We start from the raw sequence: 16,514 nt of genomic DNA, 5'->3' as shown, positions 1-16,514 counted from the left end.
AAGACAGCCAAGTGTGGCGTGAAAAACAAACGCCTCACTGCGGGATGGGACGACAGCTACATGGAAAAAGTCGTTTTCAGCCCGTGATTCCCCGTGCAATCGCCCTGCGCTATGGTGAGCAACATTGGGAGAGATTTTTCGAAGAGAATCAAAGAGTTGGGAGGTTAGGGATCACGGCTCATTCGGTATTTCGGGCTGAGATACTGGTGTCGAAGACTGGATGATTCCATATGGTCGGACACTTGCTATGTTTGCCGCTTTCACTCGGATTGATTGAACGATCATCTGCGACGTTCGGCCCACGCCACCGGTATGCAGCATCACGCGAACGTTGTTCGGATCGATCGGCAGTTGCGAAGTCACCATGGTACCGATGATCGACTCGGATTGACCGGGACCGTGTCCCGCGACACAGAAAACTTGTGATCCACGACGCACGACACGAAGAACGTTCACGTCGTCGATGGCTTGATTGCCGATGACTTGGTACAGAAAACGTCCGTCGTACTTCATTCTTGCAAGCGCCTGTGCGGCGACAGTGTTTTCGTCAGTTTTTGTCAAGGTTGCGCTGATCTGTGTCCGGTCTTTGTCACTCAATTCGACTTCTAAAAGAACTTGTGTATTTTGGTCTTTGGCAGGTTTTGGAAATTTGACCGTTGCGAATTCAAGTGAGATATCAAAATCACCCGCGATGGCATTTTGAAAAGCAAGCCCGGCGCTAGTCCAATCATCCGTTCCCGGCGAAGTGACTTTTAGTCCTTCGTCCGACTTGATAGAGTTTCCCCAGTGGGAAAACGCTGTTCTTGTTTGGGGTGATTCGGTGAAGTCGTGTGAGAACGAATCTGGCAGTTGAGCGACGTTTTGGTTCAAAGATTGGATGGTTGCAATTTCGTCGATCCCGGTGTTTCCGCCAAGATGTTCGGCACGAACGTACATTTCAGTGAATCGACCGCTAACTTTTCCTGCCGGGCCTTCAATGTCCACGCCGAACTGAATCCCCAATCGAACCAGATCGTCGACAACGAATGACTCTTTCCCCAGATAGTAGAAATAGTCGGATTCGCCATCGGCCGCCGAGTAGTGGATCGTATCGCCACGTCTCGATAACTTCATCCTTCCGGAATCTCCATCGCATGGAACCTGACCAAAATAGCGACGCCGTTGGTTGCCCTCGGTGGTGAACATCTTCATGCACTGAATCAACTGCGCATTTCTACGATCTTCGACTCTTTGGATCATCGCCTCATCGCTGCCGATGGAGTCGGCTATGACCCGGACGCGAACGCTGCCGACCCGTTCGAGCAACGAATCACATTGAAATTGATCGTATGACACGATAACGTCGAAGTCGCCGCCCACTTCGATCGTCGGAGCCACGTAGGCACCGCGAAAACCGGCGTCGCTCGACTGCCTGACCACCAAACCCCGATCGGTCGCGTTGACTGTTCTCGTCGGGTCGCCGTGCGGTTGCGCGAACGATCCTGTCATCATTGAAGATCCATCAAACCGGTGCCGCATTTCTTCCCCAGGATTGGTCGACGTCCATTTGAGAAAGCTCTCGGTCTTTGCAGCCAACTGTTGTGCATCCCTGGAAGGAAGCTCCTTTGGCCAATCTCCTTCCCATCGTGGATTGCGGACGCGCAGCGAAGTTTGGTCGGCGAAGTGAAATAAGCCGAAAGACGGTGGCACGGTTGACGGTTCTATTTTGGACTCACAAATCAAAACGCCGTTCAGATGCAGCCGGATCTGATCACCGCGACGCGAGAGGCTCAGTTGGTTCCACGCGTTTGACTGCAGCGGAGGGGGCGACCCGGACTGCGCGTCAATGCTCCGTTCGTTTCCGGGACGTAATTCACTTCGATCGAACCTGCCGTCGGTCAGCCGATGCAAGCCAACTCCGTCTTCACGGATCAAAAAACAGTTTCGGCCGAGCGCCGGGTGCGCCATTGTTTTGCCGGGCTCGTACCAAAACTCATATTCGATAGTACCGTTCTCAACCATCGGCCGCATATAACGTAGGAGATGCTCGTCATGACTCCCATTGGGAAGCCGAGTGACCTGTGGATCTGAGATTTCACGGATGACCGACGAACCAATCTCCGTGCCAATTTCAGCGGACCAATTGGCGAGCGGATGATCGGTTTTCCCAGGTGCTTGAAAGTAGTCATACCAACCCAGCAGTTCTTCGGAATCAATCATCTCGAGACTATCTGGAATAACGGGATTGCCCGAGATCCTCAAATTATCCACGCCACCTTGGATACGGTAGTTCGTACGAATCGCAACCCACGGATCGGCCGAATCTGCGATCGGCTGCTGGTGAATTGTTCGGCCACTGATTGACGTGGTTGCAGTGCCGTCGCGGACGTGCACTCTTGTACGCAGATACCCATAGCTACCAGTGTCCGTGAGAGGCCGTCCGATGTTATGGCGACTAAGTTCCTCGCGAATATTGCCAGTGAGGCATTGTTCATGGTCGAAAACGAGGCCAGCCCAGTATCCACCAACCATCAGTTCAGCCTCCTGGTAGCCGAACCCTGTCGCGAGCGCGTCAATCGTAAACGAACCACGCAGCGGCGATTGATAAAAGAGATACTCGTCACCGTAGTTCCACAAGTTGCGATAGTGACCGGTACCAATGATTGGGGATGGAAGCGGGAACGCATTGCCGTGTTCAAAGGCTCGTTCACGACTCGCGATGTACCACTGAGGACTCACTTCGTGCCCCGACGAGCCTTCCGCTGTTGATCCGTCCATTTTCGCTCGCGCCGCAACCAAATGTCGAATCCAAGCGGGACGAACGTAATCCTTCTGACGAGCAAGAATGACGAACAAAACGAGTTCGCGAACCGCAAGGCTGGAAGGGTTTGATCGAGCCGCTTCGTCTGCGAGCAGTAAAGTTTCGTATCCGATTTCGTCCGAAATTGACTCATCCGTTCGAACCGCTTCTACCAGATGTTCTAAATGCTGTTCCGCACGCGCCGCATCGCCTTGTTGCATAGCAATCAAAGCGAGTAGCGTGAGTTGATTGCGTTTCATCCGTGGCGATGTGGCTGGGCAATTGGTAATTCGCCGACGTAACGCGTCCGACGATTCAAGCTGTCCCGCCAATCGGATCAAATCGACAGCCGGAGAAACAATCATTGGGTGTTCGGAATACTCTGCTCCGTCTCTGTCGCTCGCGCGCACCCAATTCGGCGCGCCAGCCGCTGAGAAATCCGCGGTCACCCGAAATCCGGGATGACGGATCGTTGGGATCACCCATGAAAGCAAGTACTCATAACGATCCGAAGGGGACAGCATTGATGCGTTCCGACAAATGACGATGCCGGATTCGATGAAGGTTTGCTCACCAAATATCTCACCAAATGCCGTCAGATCAGATCGTGTGACAGCGTTAAAATTTTGGTTTTTATCTTGAGCCGTCGCGACTCCTACCCACGACGCCGCGAGGAAAACCGCCATCAAAAACGTTCGTGATGTCTGCGACGGACATTGCCAGGGGAAGACGGCGTGCATTTGTGTTAACCGATAGGGTCGGGAACGGTCGAAGGCATGGAGAGCAAAGAAAAGGGACGGTTCGCGGATCTGCCAGCCGAAGGACACTTTGAGCTGCCTTAAGAGATTCAACCAGAAGTGTTCGAGAACATTTCGACGCTGAATTTCAGGTTTCGTGATGGGTTTGAATCGATGGACGGGTTTCAATTGATTCCATTTGAACGCATCGGATTGATCCAAGATGAGTATCGAGACTCGCCGGTCAATCGCTCCTACCGTGCCGAAATTTACAAACGTTACTTGCGTGAAAGCGGCGGTCACTACGATCCAGAAGTGATCAACGCATGCTATCACGTTCGGTCGAACGAATCAGATCGGTAGCAGCGATTGAGGGCAAGCATGGGAGCCTGTGGGGCGCTGCCCAGTTGTGCATGTGAACCGCGACTAACACTCAAACGGCTCGTATATCCGATCCTGCTTGAGTCAAAGTCAATGAAACGGTCTCGAGGATTGCTCCTCGAGACCACTCCGTTCCCATGGCTCAAAGGGCGACCGTTACGGTTTTGCTTTCCAAGTAAACCTTCAGGCCTTCGGTGCCTAGTTCGCGGCCTTGGCCACTCATCTTGAATCCGCCGAATGGGGCGGCGGCGTCGAAGACGTCGTAGCAGTTGACCCACACGGTTCCCGCGCGAACGTTGGCGGCGAAGTGATGGGCTTTCTTGATGTCTTGTGTCCACACGGCAGCGGCCAAGCCAAACATCGTGTCGTTGGCTCGTTTCAGAATGTCATCGCTGTCTTTGAACGACAGCACGCTCATCACGGGGCCGAAGATCTCATCGCGAGCGATCGCCATGTCGTCTTGAACGTCAGTGAACACGGTCGGTTCAATGAAGTAACCACGGTCACCAGAACGCTTGCCACCACTGACGCAGGACGCGCCTTGCTGGTTGCCTTTGTCAATGTAGCTCATGATCTTGTCGAATTGAGCTTGGTCGATTTGGGGACCTTGTTCGGTCGCTTGATCGAACGGGTTGCCGACGACGCGTTTGTTCGTCAAGTCGGTCAGCTTTTCGACGAAAGCTTCGTGAATTGATTCTTGGACGAACACGCGACTGCCAGCACAGCAACATTGGCCTTGGTTCAGATACAGACCCACGAAGCTGCCTTGCACGGCGGCATCCAAGTCAGCGTCGCTGAAGATCACATTGGGACTTTTGCCGCCCAGTTCAAACGTCAGCCGTTTCAACGATTGGGCGGAGTTCTTCATGATCAACTGAGCCGTTCGGTGTTCTCCCGTGAACGCGATTTTGTCGACGCCGGGATGGTCGACCAAGGCGCCACCGGCGGTCGGGCCAAAGCCGGGCACGACGTTGATGACGCCATCGGGGAAGCCAACGTCCTTGGCGAGCTGGGCCATTCGCAGGCAGGTCAACGGTGTTTGTTCAGCGGGCTTCATCACGATCGTGCAGCCGGTGGCGAGAGCCGGTCCCCACTTCCAGGCGACCATCAGCATGGGGAAGTTCCAAGGGATGATCTGCCCAACCACACCGACCGGTTCTTTCCGGGTGTAGCACAGATAGTTGCCACGAATGGGAACCGTTTCGCCTTGGATCTTGTCCGCGTAGCCGGCGTAGTAACGGAGGGCGTCAATCACCAAGGGCAAATCCGCGTGCCGCGATTCGCGAAGAGGTTTGCCGTTGTCGAGTGTTTCGAGTTGAGCCAGCTCATCGATCTCGTTCTCGATTGCATCGGCCAACTTCATCATCAGCCGTCCGCGATCGCGAGCGTCCATCGTCCGCCAGGGACCCGACTCAAACGCTTTGCGAGCTGCTTTCACCGCAGCGTCGATGTCTTCCTTGTCACCTTCGGCGACTTGAACGATCTCTTCTTCGGTCGCGGGGTTGATCGTGGCGAAGGTTTTTCCGCTGGCTGAATCCCGCCACTGGCCGTCGATGAACAACTGGGTGTGACGGACTTTCGGGGGTGCGATTTCTGGAAGGGTTGTCGACATCAAAGATCCTCGTCGGCTGCGATGGGGATGGGAATCAAGCCTTCAGCTTAAGGCTTCGAAGGCGAGGATGCCAACAAATGCGATCGCGAAGATGCTTCTTCGAAACGCATGGGGGCGAGGGGCGATGTGGTCCCTCGCTGACCGGTTTGTCGGTTTTGCTGCAGGTTGGCCACTCTTGGCCGACATCCACCACTCCGACGGGCAAGAGTGCCCATCCTACATGCGTTCAAACGTCGTTGATGGCTCAATCGACAAGCCGTGACGCTTTGGTTTGTGATCGACGGGCTTGGAAGCCCATCGTACGAGAAGGCCAACACAAACGATCACGTATCTGCTCAGCACTCGGGATCGGGCGTGGTGGTCAGAGGATGTCCGTTGATTTGGTTGATCAACATCCGCAATCGACCGAGACCACGACGGTTGAAGTGGAACACCAACCTTGGGAAGTCGGCCAGCTCGGGCTCGCCAGCTTCTTCTGGCAACGGACCGGTTTGTTCGAACGTGCCGTCTTTCAGAATATCAGCGAAGTTGGTCCGGATAGATTCCAACGCTTCCTCAGAAAGCTTTTGCTTCATCCGCAACACCAACTGGTGACCGACGTAACGTTGGGAGTGATACACGTCGTAGAACGTCAGCAGTTCCTCGACGGCTTCATCGACTGAGTTGGTGATCTTGTAGAGGGCCACGTCTTCGGGACTGATCATGCCATTGCACATCAGTTGCTTGTCGATGAATTTGCCCAAGTCCTTCCAGTAACTGCCGCCGGGATGATCAAGAAAGATCAACGGCATCATGGTTTGCTTGCCAGTTTGCAACAGCGTCAGCACTTCGAGACCTTCGTCGAGCGTCCCGAAACCTCCGGGCAAGCAGACGATGCCGCTGCACTCTTTCAAGAACATCAACTTGCGAGTGAAGAAGTACTTCAGCGTGACTAACTTGGGATCATTCTCGATGTATTCGTTCGCGCCTTGTTCGAACGGCAACATGATGTTCAGGCCCATCGATGCATCGCGTCCGGCACCTTTGTGACCGGCTTCCATGATGCCGCCGCCGGCGCCGGTGATCACCATCCAACCGTGAGCGGCCATGCGGCGACCCAAGTCCACAGCGGCTTGATAATCGGGGCGATCGGGAGCCGTCCTGGCCGATCCAAAAATGGTGACTTTGCGTCGCCGACGATACGGCCGGAAGACTTTGAACGCGTACCGCAGTTCCCGGATCGTGCGGGAAAGGATCTTCACATCACCGCGAGCCGTGTTGTCCTTTTCCAATCGCTCGATCGTGTGCCGCATGACTTGGTACAAGTCCTGCGACTGATTGTCGGAGATCGGATCGTCGATCGGTTGCGGCCGTTGCAATTCATCTTCGCCAATGGCTTCGGCTGGCAAATTTTCGTTTTCGTCGGTCATGAAAAGTTCCGGAGGAGATGACAAGCAAGTTGCGGTAGGCAGACAAGTTACCACGAATCAGGTGTTCACCGGAACGCGATTTGTGGACGCCCAAGGTGAGGTTTTGATGAACCGTCGGCTTGGTGAATTCGATTCGTTTTGCTCCATTATCCGCATGACAAAAACACTGCACTTTGACTGTTTATCGGGAATCAGCGGCGACATGACCTTGGGCGCTCTGATTGATTTGGGCGTGTCGGTCGACCAAATCCAGCAGGGGCTGCAATCGCTGAACCTGCCGGATTTGAAGCTGCGGACCGAGGAAGTGAAAAAGTGCGGTTTCCGTGCCGTGCAGATTCACATCGATCATCCGCCAGAAAAGGCTCACCGGCATCTGCATCACATCGATGCGATGATCGACGAAGCCACCGAGATCAACGAATCCGCCAAGGCTCTCGCGAAAAAAATCTTTCTGTGCGTGGGCGAAGCGGAAGCCAAAGTCCATGGATGCTCGCTTCGAAAAGTTCACTTCCACGAGGTCGGCGCGATCGATTCCATCGCGGATATCGTCGGCGTTGCGATCGCGATCGATGCGTTGGACATTGAACACGCGACGTCATCGACCATTCCGACCGGAACCGGTGCGATCACGATTGATCACGGACGTGTTGCCGTGCCGGCTCCCGCGACTGCAGAGATTTTGACGGGCGTACCGTTGATGGCTTGCGACATCGAATCCGAACTGACCACGCCCACCGGGGCCGCGATCATCAAGACGCTGGCTCGATCGTTTGGTCCGCCTCCGGCGATGACTCCGTTGCGAGTGGGCTATGGATCGGGAACACGTGATTTGGAAGGCCAGGCCAACGTGTTGCGGGTGACGCTAGGTGAGCTTGCCGAAGCGAGTTCTTCCCAAGGTCAAATCGAAACCGATCGAGTCACCTTGCTGGAAAGCAACATCGACGATGCAACGGCGGAGCAGTTGGCCAATGTCAGCGAGCTGTTGATGAACGCGGGAGCGCACGATGTTTGGCAGACTCCCATCGTGATGAAAAAGGGACGTTTGGCGACAACCGTTTCGGTGCTGTGTGATGCCAGCCGAATCGGTGCGTTGCAAACGTTGCTCTTCACCCAAACCAGCACGATCGGAATTCGTCGAACGGAGATGAATCGTTCCAAGCTGGCTCGCGAAAGTCAGATCGTGGAAACGCCGGACGGACCTGCGACGGGCAAGACGGTGCGATTGCCTGACGGCACGCTGCGTTTCTCATTGGAAAACGACGAGGTCAAACGTCTGTCTTCCGCGACCGGAAAACCGGCTGACCAAATCCGTGTCGAGGCTCAGGCTGCGTTTGCAGAATTGTTAGCGGTAGGGCGCGAGCCCTCCAGTGTCACTTGAGATTTAGCCTCGTAGGTCGTAGGCCACGGTTCCACCTGGCGAGCGCGAGCACGACTCACATTACTAACGGGTTGGAAGTGTCAGCACGCCTCGCTTCTTTCGAAGCATCGGCTGGGTTGCCAGGTGAAAACCTGGCCTACTTGCTACAAAGAGGCCACAAAGCGCGAAGCTGGATTTTTGGCGCCCCTGCTAGCGGGTGATCTGGCCTGGGGGAGCATGAACGCAAAAACAATTTCACTCGGCTGTCTGGGTTTGCTGTGCGTCGGTCTGTTGTCGGTGACGTTCCCGATCGGGCTTCGGCAGTACCGGGTTCGGGCTCAGTTGCAGGCCATTGCATCGAACGGTGACCCGATTTCGCTTTCGGAATTGGGTGATCCAACTACCGTTTCTGTTTGGCCGATGGCGGACAAAGTCGATGCGCGAAGTGAAATTCTGGAGGTGATCGAACCGGCAGAACGCCTCTACAAGAAACTGCAGCCCTATCTGATTTCCGATGCTGCCGCTGATCATCACCAACCATTGTCGGCACAAAACGAGGGGTTGTTTGAAGACGCTTTTCAAAAGCACCCGCAGGTCTTGCCCGCTTTGCGCGACGCGTCGCATTGCCAGCGCTATGCGTGGCCATCGCCGCTGACGCCGTCCGGTGTGATGCCGCCCGATCAATACATGCAGGTCTTGCTGAAAGAAGTCAGCCGATTGCGAATGGTTGGCCGGTTGATGCTTTGTGGTTCTCGGTTTTTGGCGACCAAGGGCAAGGTCGATGAGTCCGCGATGCTGTGCGTCGATTTAATGCGTTTGACAGGATTGCAAGAGACGGGACCGACAGTCGTTGTTTATCAAACCAACGTTGCGATCCGGCAGTCCGCTATTGATCAACTCAACGCGATCTTGCAGGCGGAACCGCTGGATTCCGGCACGCACGCGGCAATCGAACAAGCGTTGGCGGAGCATGAATCGAGCGACGCGTTCTTGCATGCTCTTAAAACCGAACGGGCGTACGGGATCGCATCATTCGAATCCATGGGCATGATCCGGTCCATCTCCGGAGGACTTCAGGACTATCTGTCGGCGATGAAGACACAGATTGACTTGGGCAAGACACCAACGTGCGACTTGCCGGCAACCCGTGGACCACCTCTGGGTGGTCTGAGCCAAATTGCGATGACGGCGGTGGATGCTTGCCGTGCATCGTTTGAACGAGACCGTATTCGATGTCGTTGCTTGAGAATTCTCAACGCGATTCGAATGCACGAATTGACCGGAGAGGAGTTGACGCATGACCAATTGGATTTGCCGGTCATCGCAACGCAAGATCCGTATTCCGGAGATCCGTTGAAGATCGAGAAGACTTCCGGCGAGGGATGGCGGATTCATTCCGTGGGGCCAAATCCGTTCAAAAATGTGGCGAATCAACAGAATTCGGAGGATTTGGGACTTGGTCCGTGAGGCGGTGATGGCGGTTTGAGTCCGGTGTTAAACTATCGCCCTCAATCTCGTCTTCACTCCTCTCACCAACGATGCTCCACGGATGAACGCACCCGCCGCCACGAAATTGCCAACCCGCGACGAAGTCGCTGCCAGCGATTGCTGGGACCTGTCCAGCCTGTACGAATCCCAGGAGGGTTGGCAGGCCGATTTCGACACGCTGACGTCGAAAATTAACACCTTCGAAACCTTTCGCGGGCGCTTGGGCGAATCGGCCCAAGTCATCCGTGAATTCTTGGATTTCGATGGCGAGTTCGACCGGATGGCAGAACGCTGCGGCACCTACGCATTCTTGCGAACGACCGAGAATCAATCCGACAGCGATCACCAAGCCCGCAAGTCGCGGTTTCAAAACTTGGCTGTGAAGGCGTCGCAGGCCAGCAGCTTTGTTCGTCCCGAATTGCTGAGCATCGAACCGGAAAAGATGGAATCGTTTTTGAACGATCCGGTTTTGGAACCCTACAAGTTGTTGCTCGAGCGAATCGTTCGGTATCGACCGCACACGTTGACCGATCGCGAAGAACGTTTGCTGGCGATGCAAGGCGAGATGGCTGGCGCGGCGGGCAATGCATTTCGACAACTCAACGACGCTGACCTGCGGTTCGGTGAGCTGGAAAACGAAGACGGACAACGGATGGAGTTGTCGCACGCGACGTTCATTCAGTTCCTGCACAGCACCGATCGCGACGTTCGCAAGCAGGCGTTTGATCAGTACTACCAAGTCTTCTCGGAACACGAGAACACACTTGCCGCGACGTTGGCCGGCAGCATCCACCGGGATGTGTACTACGCTCGAGCCCGCAACTACGAGAGCAGCTTGGAATCGTCGTTGTTCCCCGACAACATGCCCGTGTCGGTCTATGACAACTTGATCCAAGCGGTGCGAGATTCGTTGCCAGCGGTTCACGAATACTTGGACGTGCGTCGTCGCAAGATGAACTTGCCCGACATGCATCACTACGACACCTACGTGCCGATTCTGTCGGGAATCAAGAAGCATCACACGTGGGATCAAGCCGTCAACGTGGTGCTGGAATCGTTGCAACCGCTTGGCCAAGAATACGTGTCGACGTTGGAAGAAGGGCTGCGTGGACGTTGGTCTGATCGCTATCCCAACCGAGGCAAACAGAGCGGCGCGTTCAGTTGCGGGTCGTTCGATGGCGACCCGTTCATCTTGATGAACTTCAAAGAGGAAGTGCTCAACGATGTGTTCACGCTGACGCACGAAGCCGGCCACTCGATGCACAGTTGGTACTCATCGAAGAACCAGCCTTATCAGTACTACGACTACACGATCTTCGTGGCGGAAGTGGCCAGCACGTTCAACGAACAATTGCTGACGCATCACTTGCTCGAGAACGCTCAAGACGATGCCGAGCGAGCCTATTTGATCAACAATGAACTCGACAGCATCCGCGCCACCGTGGTCCGCCAAACGATGTTCGCGGAGTTCGAAAAGAAGACGCACGAGATGGCGGAAGCCGGCGAACCGTTGACGGTCGCGTCATTCCGCGCGGTGTATCGCGAATTGCTCGACGCTTACTTCGGTCCCGATTTCATCGTCGATGACGCGTTGGAACTGGAATGTTTTCGCATCCCTCACTTCTACCGTGCGTTCTACGTTTACAAGTACGCCACCGGACTCAGTGCCGCCGTGGCTCTCAGTCGTCGCGTGCTCGGCGGTGGCGAATCAGAACTGAACGACTACCTGAACTTCTTGCGTGGCGGTTGCAGCCAAGACCCATTGGATCTGCTTCGTGGCGCCGGTGTCGACATGACTCAGCCCGAAGCGGTGAAGACGACCTTGGATCACTTCGCCAGTCTTTCCAAGCAACTCGACGAACTGCTGTGATCGACGCCACCCATCGTATGGAACTGACCGGAATTCGCAAACACTTTGGATCGACCAAGGCGCTCAACGGCGTGGACTTGGTCGTTGGTCCGGGGGAAGTGCACGCGATCATCGGCGAAAACGGGGCTGGCAAGAGCACGTTGATGAAGGTCTTGTCCGGCGCTCATCGCCCGGACGCCGGTCGGATTCGTATCGATGGGGAAGAAGTCGATCTGAGCAACCCGCGATCCTCCCAGGCCGCGGGCATCGCGATGATTTATCAGGAGCTGAACTTGGCTCCCGATTTGTCGGTCGCGGACAACATCACCTTGGGTGACGAACCCTCTCGATGGGGCGGACGCGGCGGTGGTTGGCTGGATCGTGGCCGTCAACATGCGATCGCCAGGGAAGCTTTGAAGCGGTTGCACTGCGAAGACATTGATCCGGCGCAACCCGTTCGCGAATTGTCGATCGCTCAGCAGCAAATGGTCGAGATCGCTCGCGCGGTTGTGGACGGCCGCAAGCTGAAACTGTTGATCTTGGACGAACCCACCAGCAGCCTGACCCAGGTCGACACCGAGAACCTGTTCGCGGTGATCGAGCGACTGAAATCCGAAGGCGTCAGCGTGCTGTATATCAGTCACTTCCTAGAAGAGTGTCAGTTGATCGGTGATCGCTTCACCGTCCTACGTGATGGCGTGACAGCAGGCTCAGGCAGCTTGACTGAAAACGACCCGGATTGGATGCCGATGGATTCCATCGTGCAGATGATGGTTGGTCGTGAGATCTCGCAACTCTATCCCGACCTCGACCATGTTCGCGGTGAACCCGTTTTGCAACTCGGAAATGTTCGCGGGTCACGTTTGCCTACCGATGTTTCATTGACGCTGCACCGAGGCGAGATCTTGGGGCTCGCCGGATTGATCGGCGCGGGACGGACGGAAACGATTCGAGCCCTGTTTGGGCTGGATCGATTGGCGTCTGGCAAAGTCGTCGTGATGGGTCGCGAAGATGCGCGGCGGGATCCGCAGAAGAGTTGGATTCGAGACGCGATGGGTTTGGTGTCCGAGGATCGCAAGAACGAAGGGTTGTTCTTGGAACGCAGTCTGACCGAGAACCTGACGCTGACTCGTACGGAACCTTACCGACGAGGCCCGTTCCTTCGCCGATCGGAAATGAAGAAGGCGACCGAGCATTGGATGAAAGAATTGGCGGTTCGGGCGAGCGATCCCGATCAGGCGATTGGTGAGCTATCCGGCGGCAACCAGCAGAAAATCGCCTTGGCTCGTTTGCTGCATCACGATTGCGAGATCCTGTTGCTCGATGAGCCCACCCGCGGCATCGACATCGGCAGCAAACGCACGATTTATCAAACGATTGGTGAACTGGCGGCGCAAGGCAAAGCGATCTTGTTGATCAGCAGTTATTTGCCCGAGTTGCTCGGCGTCTGCGATTCGATCGGCGTGATTCACCAAGGCCGCCTGACCGGCATCCGCCCAGCAAGCGAATGGACCGAACATAGTCTGCTGACCGAAGCGCTCGGCGCTGCGGCAACAACCTGACCAAGTCATGGGGCTTTCGGTGCGAACCCGTCGGTGAACATGGTGATCCAATCTCGAGATCCGTGTATCACAGCAGCGACTTCGATGCCTCCGGATATTGGATAGAAGAAAATGATGTAGTTGTTGGCGGGACGAGGAGGCGAGAACACTCGGATGCCGGGCAACAGGTCTTCGCGAAGTGTTCCGACTTGAGGATGGTTGGCTAACACCTGAAACGTATTGTGCAACGCTTCCAAAATCGCAACTGCGTTGCTTGCATCGCACGCAATTTCATCGAGATTCGCATTCGCGGAGTGCGAAAGTAGATAGCGACTCACATCTGCGACCGAGAAGATGCTTTCGCTTTCAACTCATCAAATCGTGCGGCCAGTGTTTTGTCGTCGTATTCAACCAGTTCACCTTCGTCGAGCTGACGACGGCTCTCTTTCAAATGAGCCACCAACTCGTTGCGTTTGCGAAGCAATGCAACGCCTGCATCAATCGCCTCTTCGCGAGAGGTGTAGACACCGCCTGCGACTTGGTCGTCGATATAGGCTTGGTTCTCAGGAGATAGATTCGGGCTCATTTTGGGGTGCTCCGAGTTGGATTTGAACATTCATCATTCTACCAAGCCGTCATTGATCAGTCGAAGAAAGAAGTTTGATGATCGTTTTTGTGGCTTCCTTCGTCGTGTTTCACCGGTTGGGCCATAGCGATTGCGGATTCGCTGCTCGAACACTCACGCGACAGATTGTCAGTCGTTTTGAGGTGTGTCGAAGATGCGGTCGCCGGCGTCGCCGAGGCCGGGGACGATGAAGGCTTGCTCGTTCAAGCTGGGGTCAACCGCGGCGACGAACAATTTGACGTGGGGGAAATCTTTGGCCACGCGGTCGAGTCCGGCTTGGGATGCGATGATGCTGAGAACACGGATGTCTTCGACTCCCCACCGCATCAAACGACGAACGACCATGTCGATCGATCCGCCGGTGGCCAACATTGGATCGAGTATCAAGGCGACGTTCGGTGCGCCTTTCTTCGGCAGTTTGTCGTAGTAGCCAACCGGTTCGGCAGTTTGCTCGTTGCGATACAAACCCAGGTGCCACACGGAGGCATCGGGAATCAAATCCAGCAACGGATCGACCATTCCCAGTCCCGCTCGAAGCACGGGCACGATCCCGATGTCGGCCGCCAACTCGTGACAAGGTGCGTCCGCAACCGGAGTTGGAATGGTGACGGGTTGTGTCGGCAAGTCATCCGTCGCGCGGACTCCGATCAACATCGCCAGCCGTGAAACGGCGGATCGAAACTCGGGCGGCCGAGTCCGTTTGTCTCGCAATTGACAAAGGTGATGCGAAACCAAAGGGTGCTGCAAAACGTGAACGTGCGACATGACTTGGTTGGCTAGGGGCGAATGAATGAGATGGGTGCAAGAGCATGATCGAAGTCCGCCGATGATCGATCAAGTCAGTGAAGCAGAATGAGCAACGGAAAGCCTGCGTGGGTGTGCAACCTATCAGGCGTTTGTTGGGCCGATGCCGTCTGCCGTGTTCCAGAAGCCGCCGCGGGCGTGATCGAAGATGGGTTTTTGGCCGCGAATCTTTTCTCGAAAACCGCCGTCGATGGACCACACGATCGAACCGTTCACGATCGTCGTGACGGGCCAGCCGCGAAGAGTCTCGCCGTTCCAGGGACTCCAGCGGTTCTTCGTGTGTTGGTCTTCGTCACGAATGGTGCGCTCGGAATTCATGCGGACCAAAACCAAGTCGGCGTCATAGCCATTGGCGATGCGGCCCTTGCCCGTGATGCCCCAAACTCGCGCGGGCGCGTCGCTCATCCAATGTGCGATCTGTGGCATCGTGACTTTGCCAGCGTTGCATTGATTCAGCATCAACGCGAGTGAGTTCTCAACCGCTGGCAAACCCGATGGTGACTGCGGGTAGGGTTGGGCTTTTTCTTCCAGCGTGTGAGGTGCGTGGTCGGTCGCGATGACTTGGATGACATCGTCTTGCAGGGCTTGCCAAAGTTTCGCGTTGTCCTCCGCGGTTTTGATCGATGGGTTCATTTGGATCCGTGATCCCAAGCGGTCGTAATCATCGACGTTGAAGAACAAGTGGTGTGGGCAGACTTCCGCGGTCAGGTATGGCGATGGATCGACGAGCGACACGAGTTCCGCGCCGGTGGACACGTGCAAGACATGAAAACGATGTTGATGACGACGGGCCAACCCGGTGGCTCGGGCGGTCGAGATCACCGCGGCGGCTTCATCGCGAATGCGAGAGTGATCGTGAATGTCGGTGGTGCCCGCCAGTCGTTCCGCGTTGGCTCGCACGGTCGTTTCGTCTTCGCAGTGGGCGCAGATCGGCAGAGTCGTCTCAGCGAAGATGCGTTCCAAGGCGGCTTGTTCATCGACCAACAAATTGCCGGTGCTGCTGCCGATGAAGATTTTGATGCCGGGAACGTTTTGAGCGGCATTCAGCTCGGCCACGTTGTCCGGTGTCGCACCGATGTAGAAGCCATAGTTGACCAACGATTTTTCGGCGGCCAGTGCTTCTTTGGCTTGGACACCTTCGATGGTGATCGCGGGCGGTTTCGTGTTGGGCATTTCCAAGAACGTGGTCACACCACCGGCAGCACAAGCGTGCGACGCGGTTGCCAAGTCTTCTTTGTGCGTCAGGCCTGGTTCGCGAAAGTGGACTTGGTCGTCGATCACGCCGGGCAGCAGAAACAGATCGTCGGCTTCGATGAGGTGATCGCACGAGGCGGTGGAAGAAGCGTCGGCGTCGAGAATCTTGCCGTCTTCGATCAGCACGTGACGAAGATCGACGGTGCCGGAAGAACTGTGGATGCCATCGCCAGGCAAAACCGCCTGCGCGTTTCGGATCAGAGTGCGTGCCATCAATGAGCTCAAGCTGAAAAGACCAACCAAACGGAGTGTCGAGTTCGGTCGATCAGTTTAGCACTGATGCGTGAGGGCATCGGTACCCAATGAGTCATGAACCACGGTTCGCCGCCATTTCAGCAACGCAAGACGAACCCGTGTCAGCGGCACATGGTGGACGAGGTGATGAGCTGTTGACTGCCCGCGAATGACCCGGGAGGGAGGTGGCGCGGATTGCCCTTCCCCCGAAATCTCGCTTTCTGACCCCTCCCAACTTCGTCGGGCGTGCAATTGTCTGCATTTGAGAACCTCTCCCGAAACGAAGTTTTGGGGGAGGTCAAGCGACGCCGTTCAGGCGTACGCGAGGGAGGGGGCCGAGCATGGGAAACGGCTCGCACTCCCCCTCCCCGGAATTCTCGCTGAACGCTCGCATTCCGACCCTCCCCAACTGCGTTCAGGAGGGTGATTTCAACCTTGCGAGCA

General features: G+C 55.7%; 12 protein-coding genes. 5 read left to right on the top strand and 7 right to left on the bottom strand.

Annotated elements, in window-relative coordinates; translation table 11 throughout:
• Nucleotides 1-171: 171 nt before the first annotated feature.
• Nucleotides 172-3,303 carry a DUF1583 domain-containing protein gene (locus B2R17_RS15780; RefSeq protein WP_158453531.1) on the bottom strand — a complete coding sequence of 1,044 codons (3,132 nt, stop codon included), beginning with the start codon at nt 3,301-3,303 and terminating at the stop codon, nt 172-174.
• A 387-nt stretch (nt 3,304-3,690) separates the two neighbouring features.
• Between B2R17_RS15780 and B2R17_RS15775 the strand changes: the two genes are divergently transcribed.
• Entirely contained in the window at nt 3,691-3,879 is a 189-nt protein-coding gene (locus B2R17_RS15775) for a hypothetical protein (protein ID WP_144056577.1), read from the top strand.
• A gap of 160 nt (nt 3,880-4,039) precedes the next feature.
• On the opposite strand, the gene B2R17_RS15770 is transcribed toward B2R17_RS15775, so the two are convergent.
• Together B2R17_RS15770 and B2R17_RS15765 are read right to left on the bottom strand one after the other, a co-directional pair.
• A complete protein-coding gene (locus B2R17_RS15770) occupies nt 4,040-5,509 on the bottom strand; it encodes an aldehyde dehydrogenase family protein (protein WP_008665861.1) in 1,470 nt (489 codons plus the stop codon).
• A 335-nt stretch (nt 5,510-5,844) separates the two neighbouring features.
• Complete coding sequence (locus B2R17_RS15765) at nt 5,845-6,918, bottom strand: LOG family protein (protein ID WP_008654382.1); 1,074 nt, start codon at nt 6,916-6,918, stop codon at nt 5,845-5,847.
• Nucleotides 6,919-7,072: 154 nt separating this feature from the next.
• Here B2R17_RS15765 and larC point away from each other — a divergent pair, with 154 nt between their 5' ends.
• From larC to B2R17_RS15745, 4 genes are all read left to right on the top strand, one after another.
• On the top strand, nt 7,073-8,296 hold the full coding sequence (larC, locus tag B2R17_RS15760) for a nickel pincer cofactor biosynthesis protein LarC (RefSeq protein WP_286764728.1): 1,224 nt from the start codon (nt 7,073-7,075) through the stop codon (nt 8,294-8,296).
• Nucleotides 8,297-8,512: 216 nt separating this feature from the next.
• Nucleotides 8,513-9,742: a hypothetical protein gene (locus tag B2R17_RS15755; RefSeq protein WP_286764727.1), complete on the top strand. Its 1,230-nt coding sequence runs from the start codon at nt 8,513-8,515 to the stop codon at nt 9,740-9,742.
• 82 nt (nt 9,743-9,824) lie between these two features.
• Nucleotides 9,825-11,633, top strand: coding sequence for an oligoendopeptidase F (gene pepF / locus B2R17_RS15750; RefSeq protein ID WP_286764726.1), 1,809 nt, complete (start codon nt 9,825-9,827; stop codon nt 11,631-11,633).
• Nucleotides 11,630-13,174 (top strand): sugar ABC transporter ATP-binding protein, encoded by a 1,545-nt coding sequence (locus B2R17_RS15745; RefSeq protein ID WP_286764725.1) that lies wholly within the window; start codon nt 11,630-11,632, stop codon nt 13,172-13,174. Before pepF ends, B2R17_RS15745 begins: the two co-directional genes overlap by 4 nt.
• Nucleotides 13,175-13,179: 5 nt before the next feature.
• Here the strand turns inward: B2R17_RS15745 and B2R17_RS15740 are convergent, their stop codons facing one another.
• The 4 genes from B2R17_RS15740 to B2R17_RS15725 all read right to left on the bottom strand — a co-directional run bounded on the left by B2R17_RS15740 (nt 13,180) and on the right by B2R17_RS15725 (nt 16,049).
• The gene (locus tag B2R17_RS15740) at nt 13,180-13,491 is read right to left on the bottom strand and encodes a type II toxin-antitoxin system RelE/ParE family toxin (RefSeq protein WP_286764724.1); all 312 of its coding nucleotides are present in this window, start codon (nt 13,489-13,491) and stop codon (nt 13,180-13,182) included.
• Nucleotides 13,488-13,739 (bottom strand): ribbon-helix-helix domain-containing protein, encoded by a 252-nt coding sequence (locus B2R17_RS15735; protein ID WP_008654390.1) that lies wholly within the window; start codon nt 13,737-13,739, stop codon nt 13,488-13,490. The genes B2R17_RS15740 and B2R17_RS15735 overlap by 4 nt, the downstream gene beginning before the upstream one ends.
• Before the next feature lie 168 nt (nt 13,740-13,907).
• Nucleotides 13,908-14,543, bottom strand: coding sequence for a uracil phosphoribosyltransferase (gene upp, locus B2R17_RS15730; RefSeq protein ID WP_008654393.1), 636 nt, complete (start codon nt 14,541-14,543; stop codon nt 13,908-13,910).
• A gap of 123 nt (nt 14,544-14,666) precedes the next feature.
• Entirely contained in the window at nt 14,667-16,049 is a 1,383-nt protein-coding gene (locus B2R17_RS15725; RefSeq protein ID WP_286764723.1) for a dihydroorotase, read from the bottom strand.
• Nucleotides 16,050-16,514 lie beyond the last annotated feature (465 nt).

It is taken from the genome of Rhodopirellula sp. UBA1907, from assembly GCF_002337565.1.
Lineage (GTDB): Bacteria > Planctomycetota > Planctomycetia > Pirellulales > Pirellulaceae > Rhodopirellula > Rhodopirellula europaea.
Note: the sequence above shows the minus strand (reverse complement) of the source record. Positions and strands in the feature narration are given on the sequence as shown.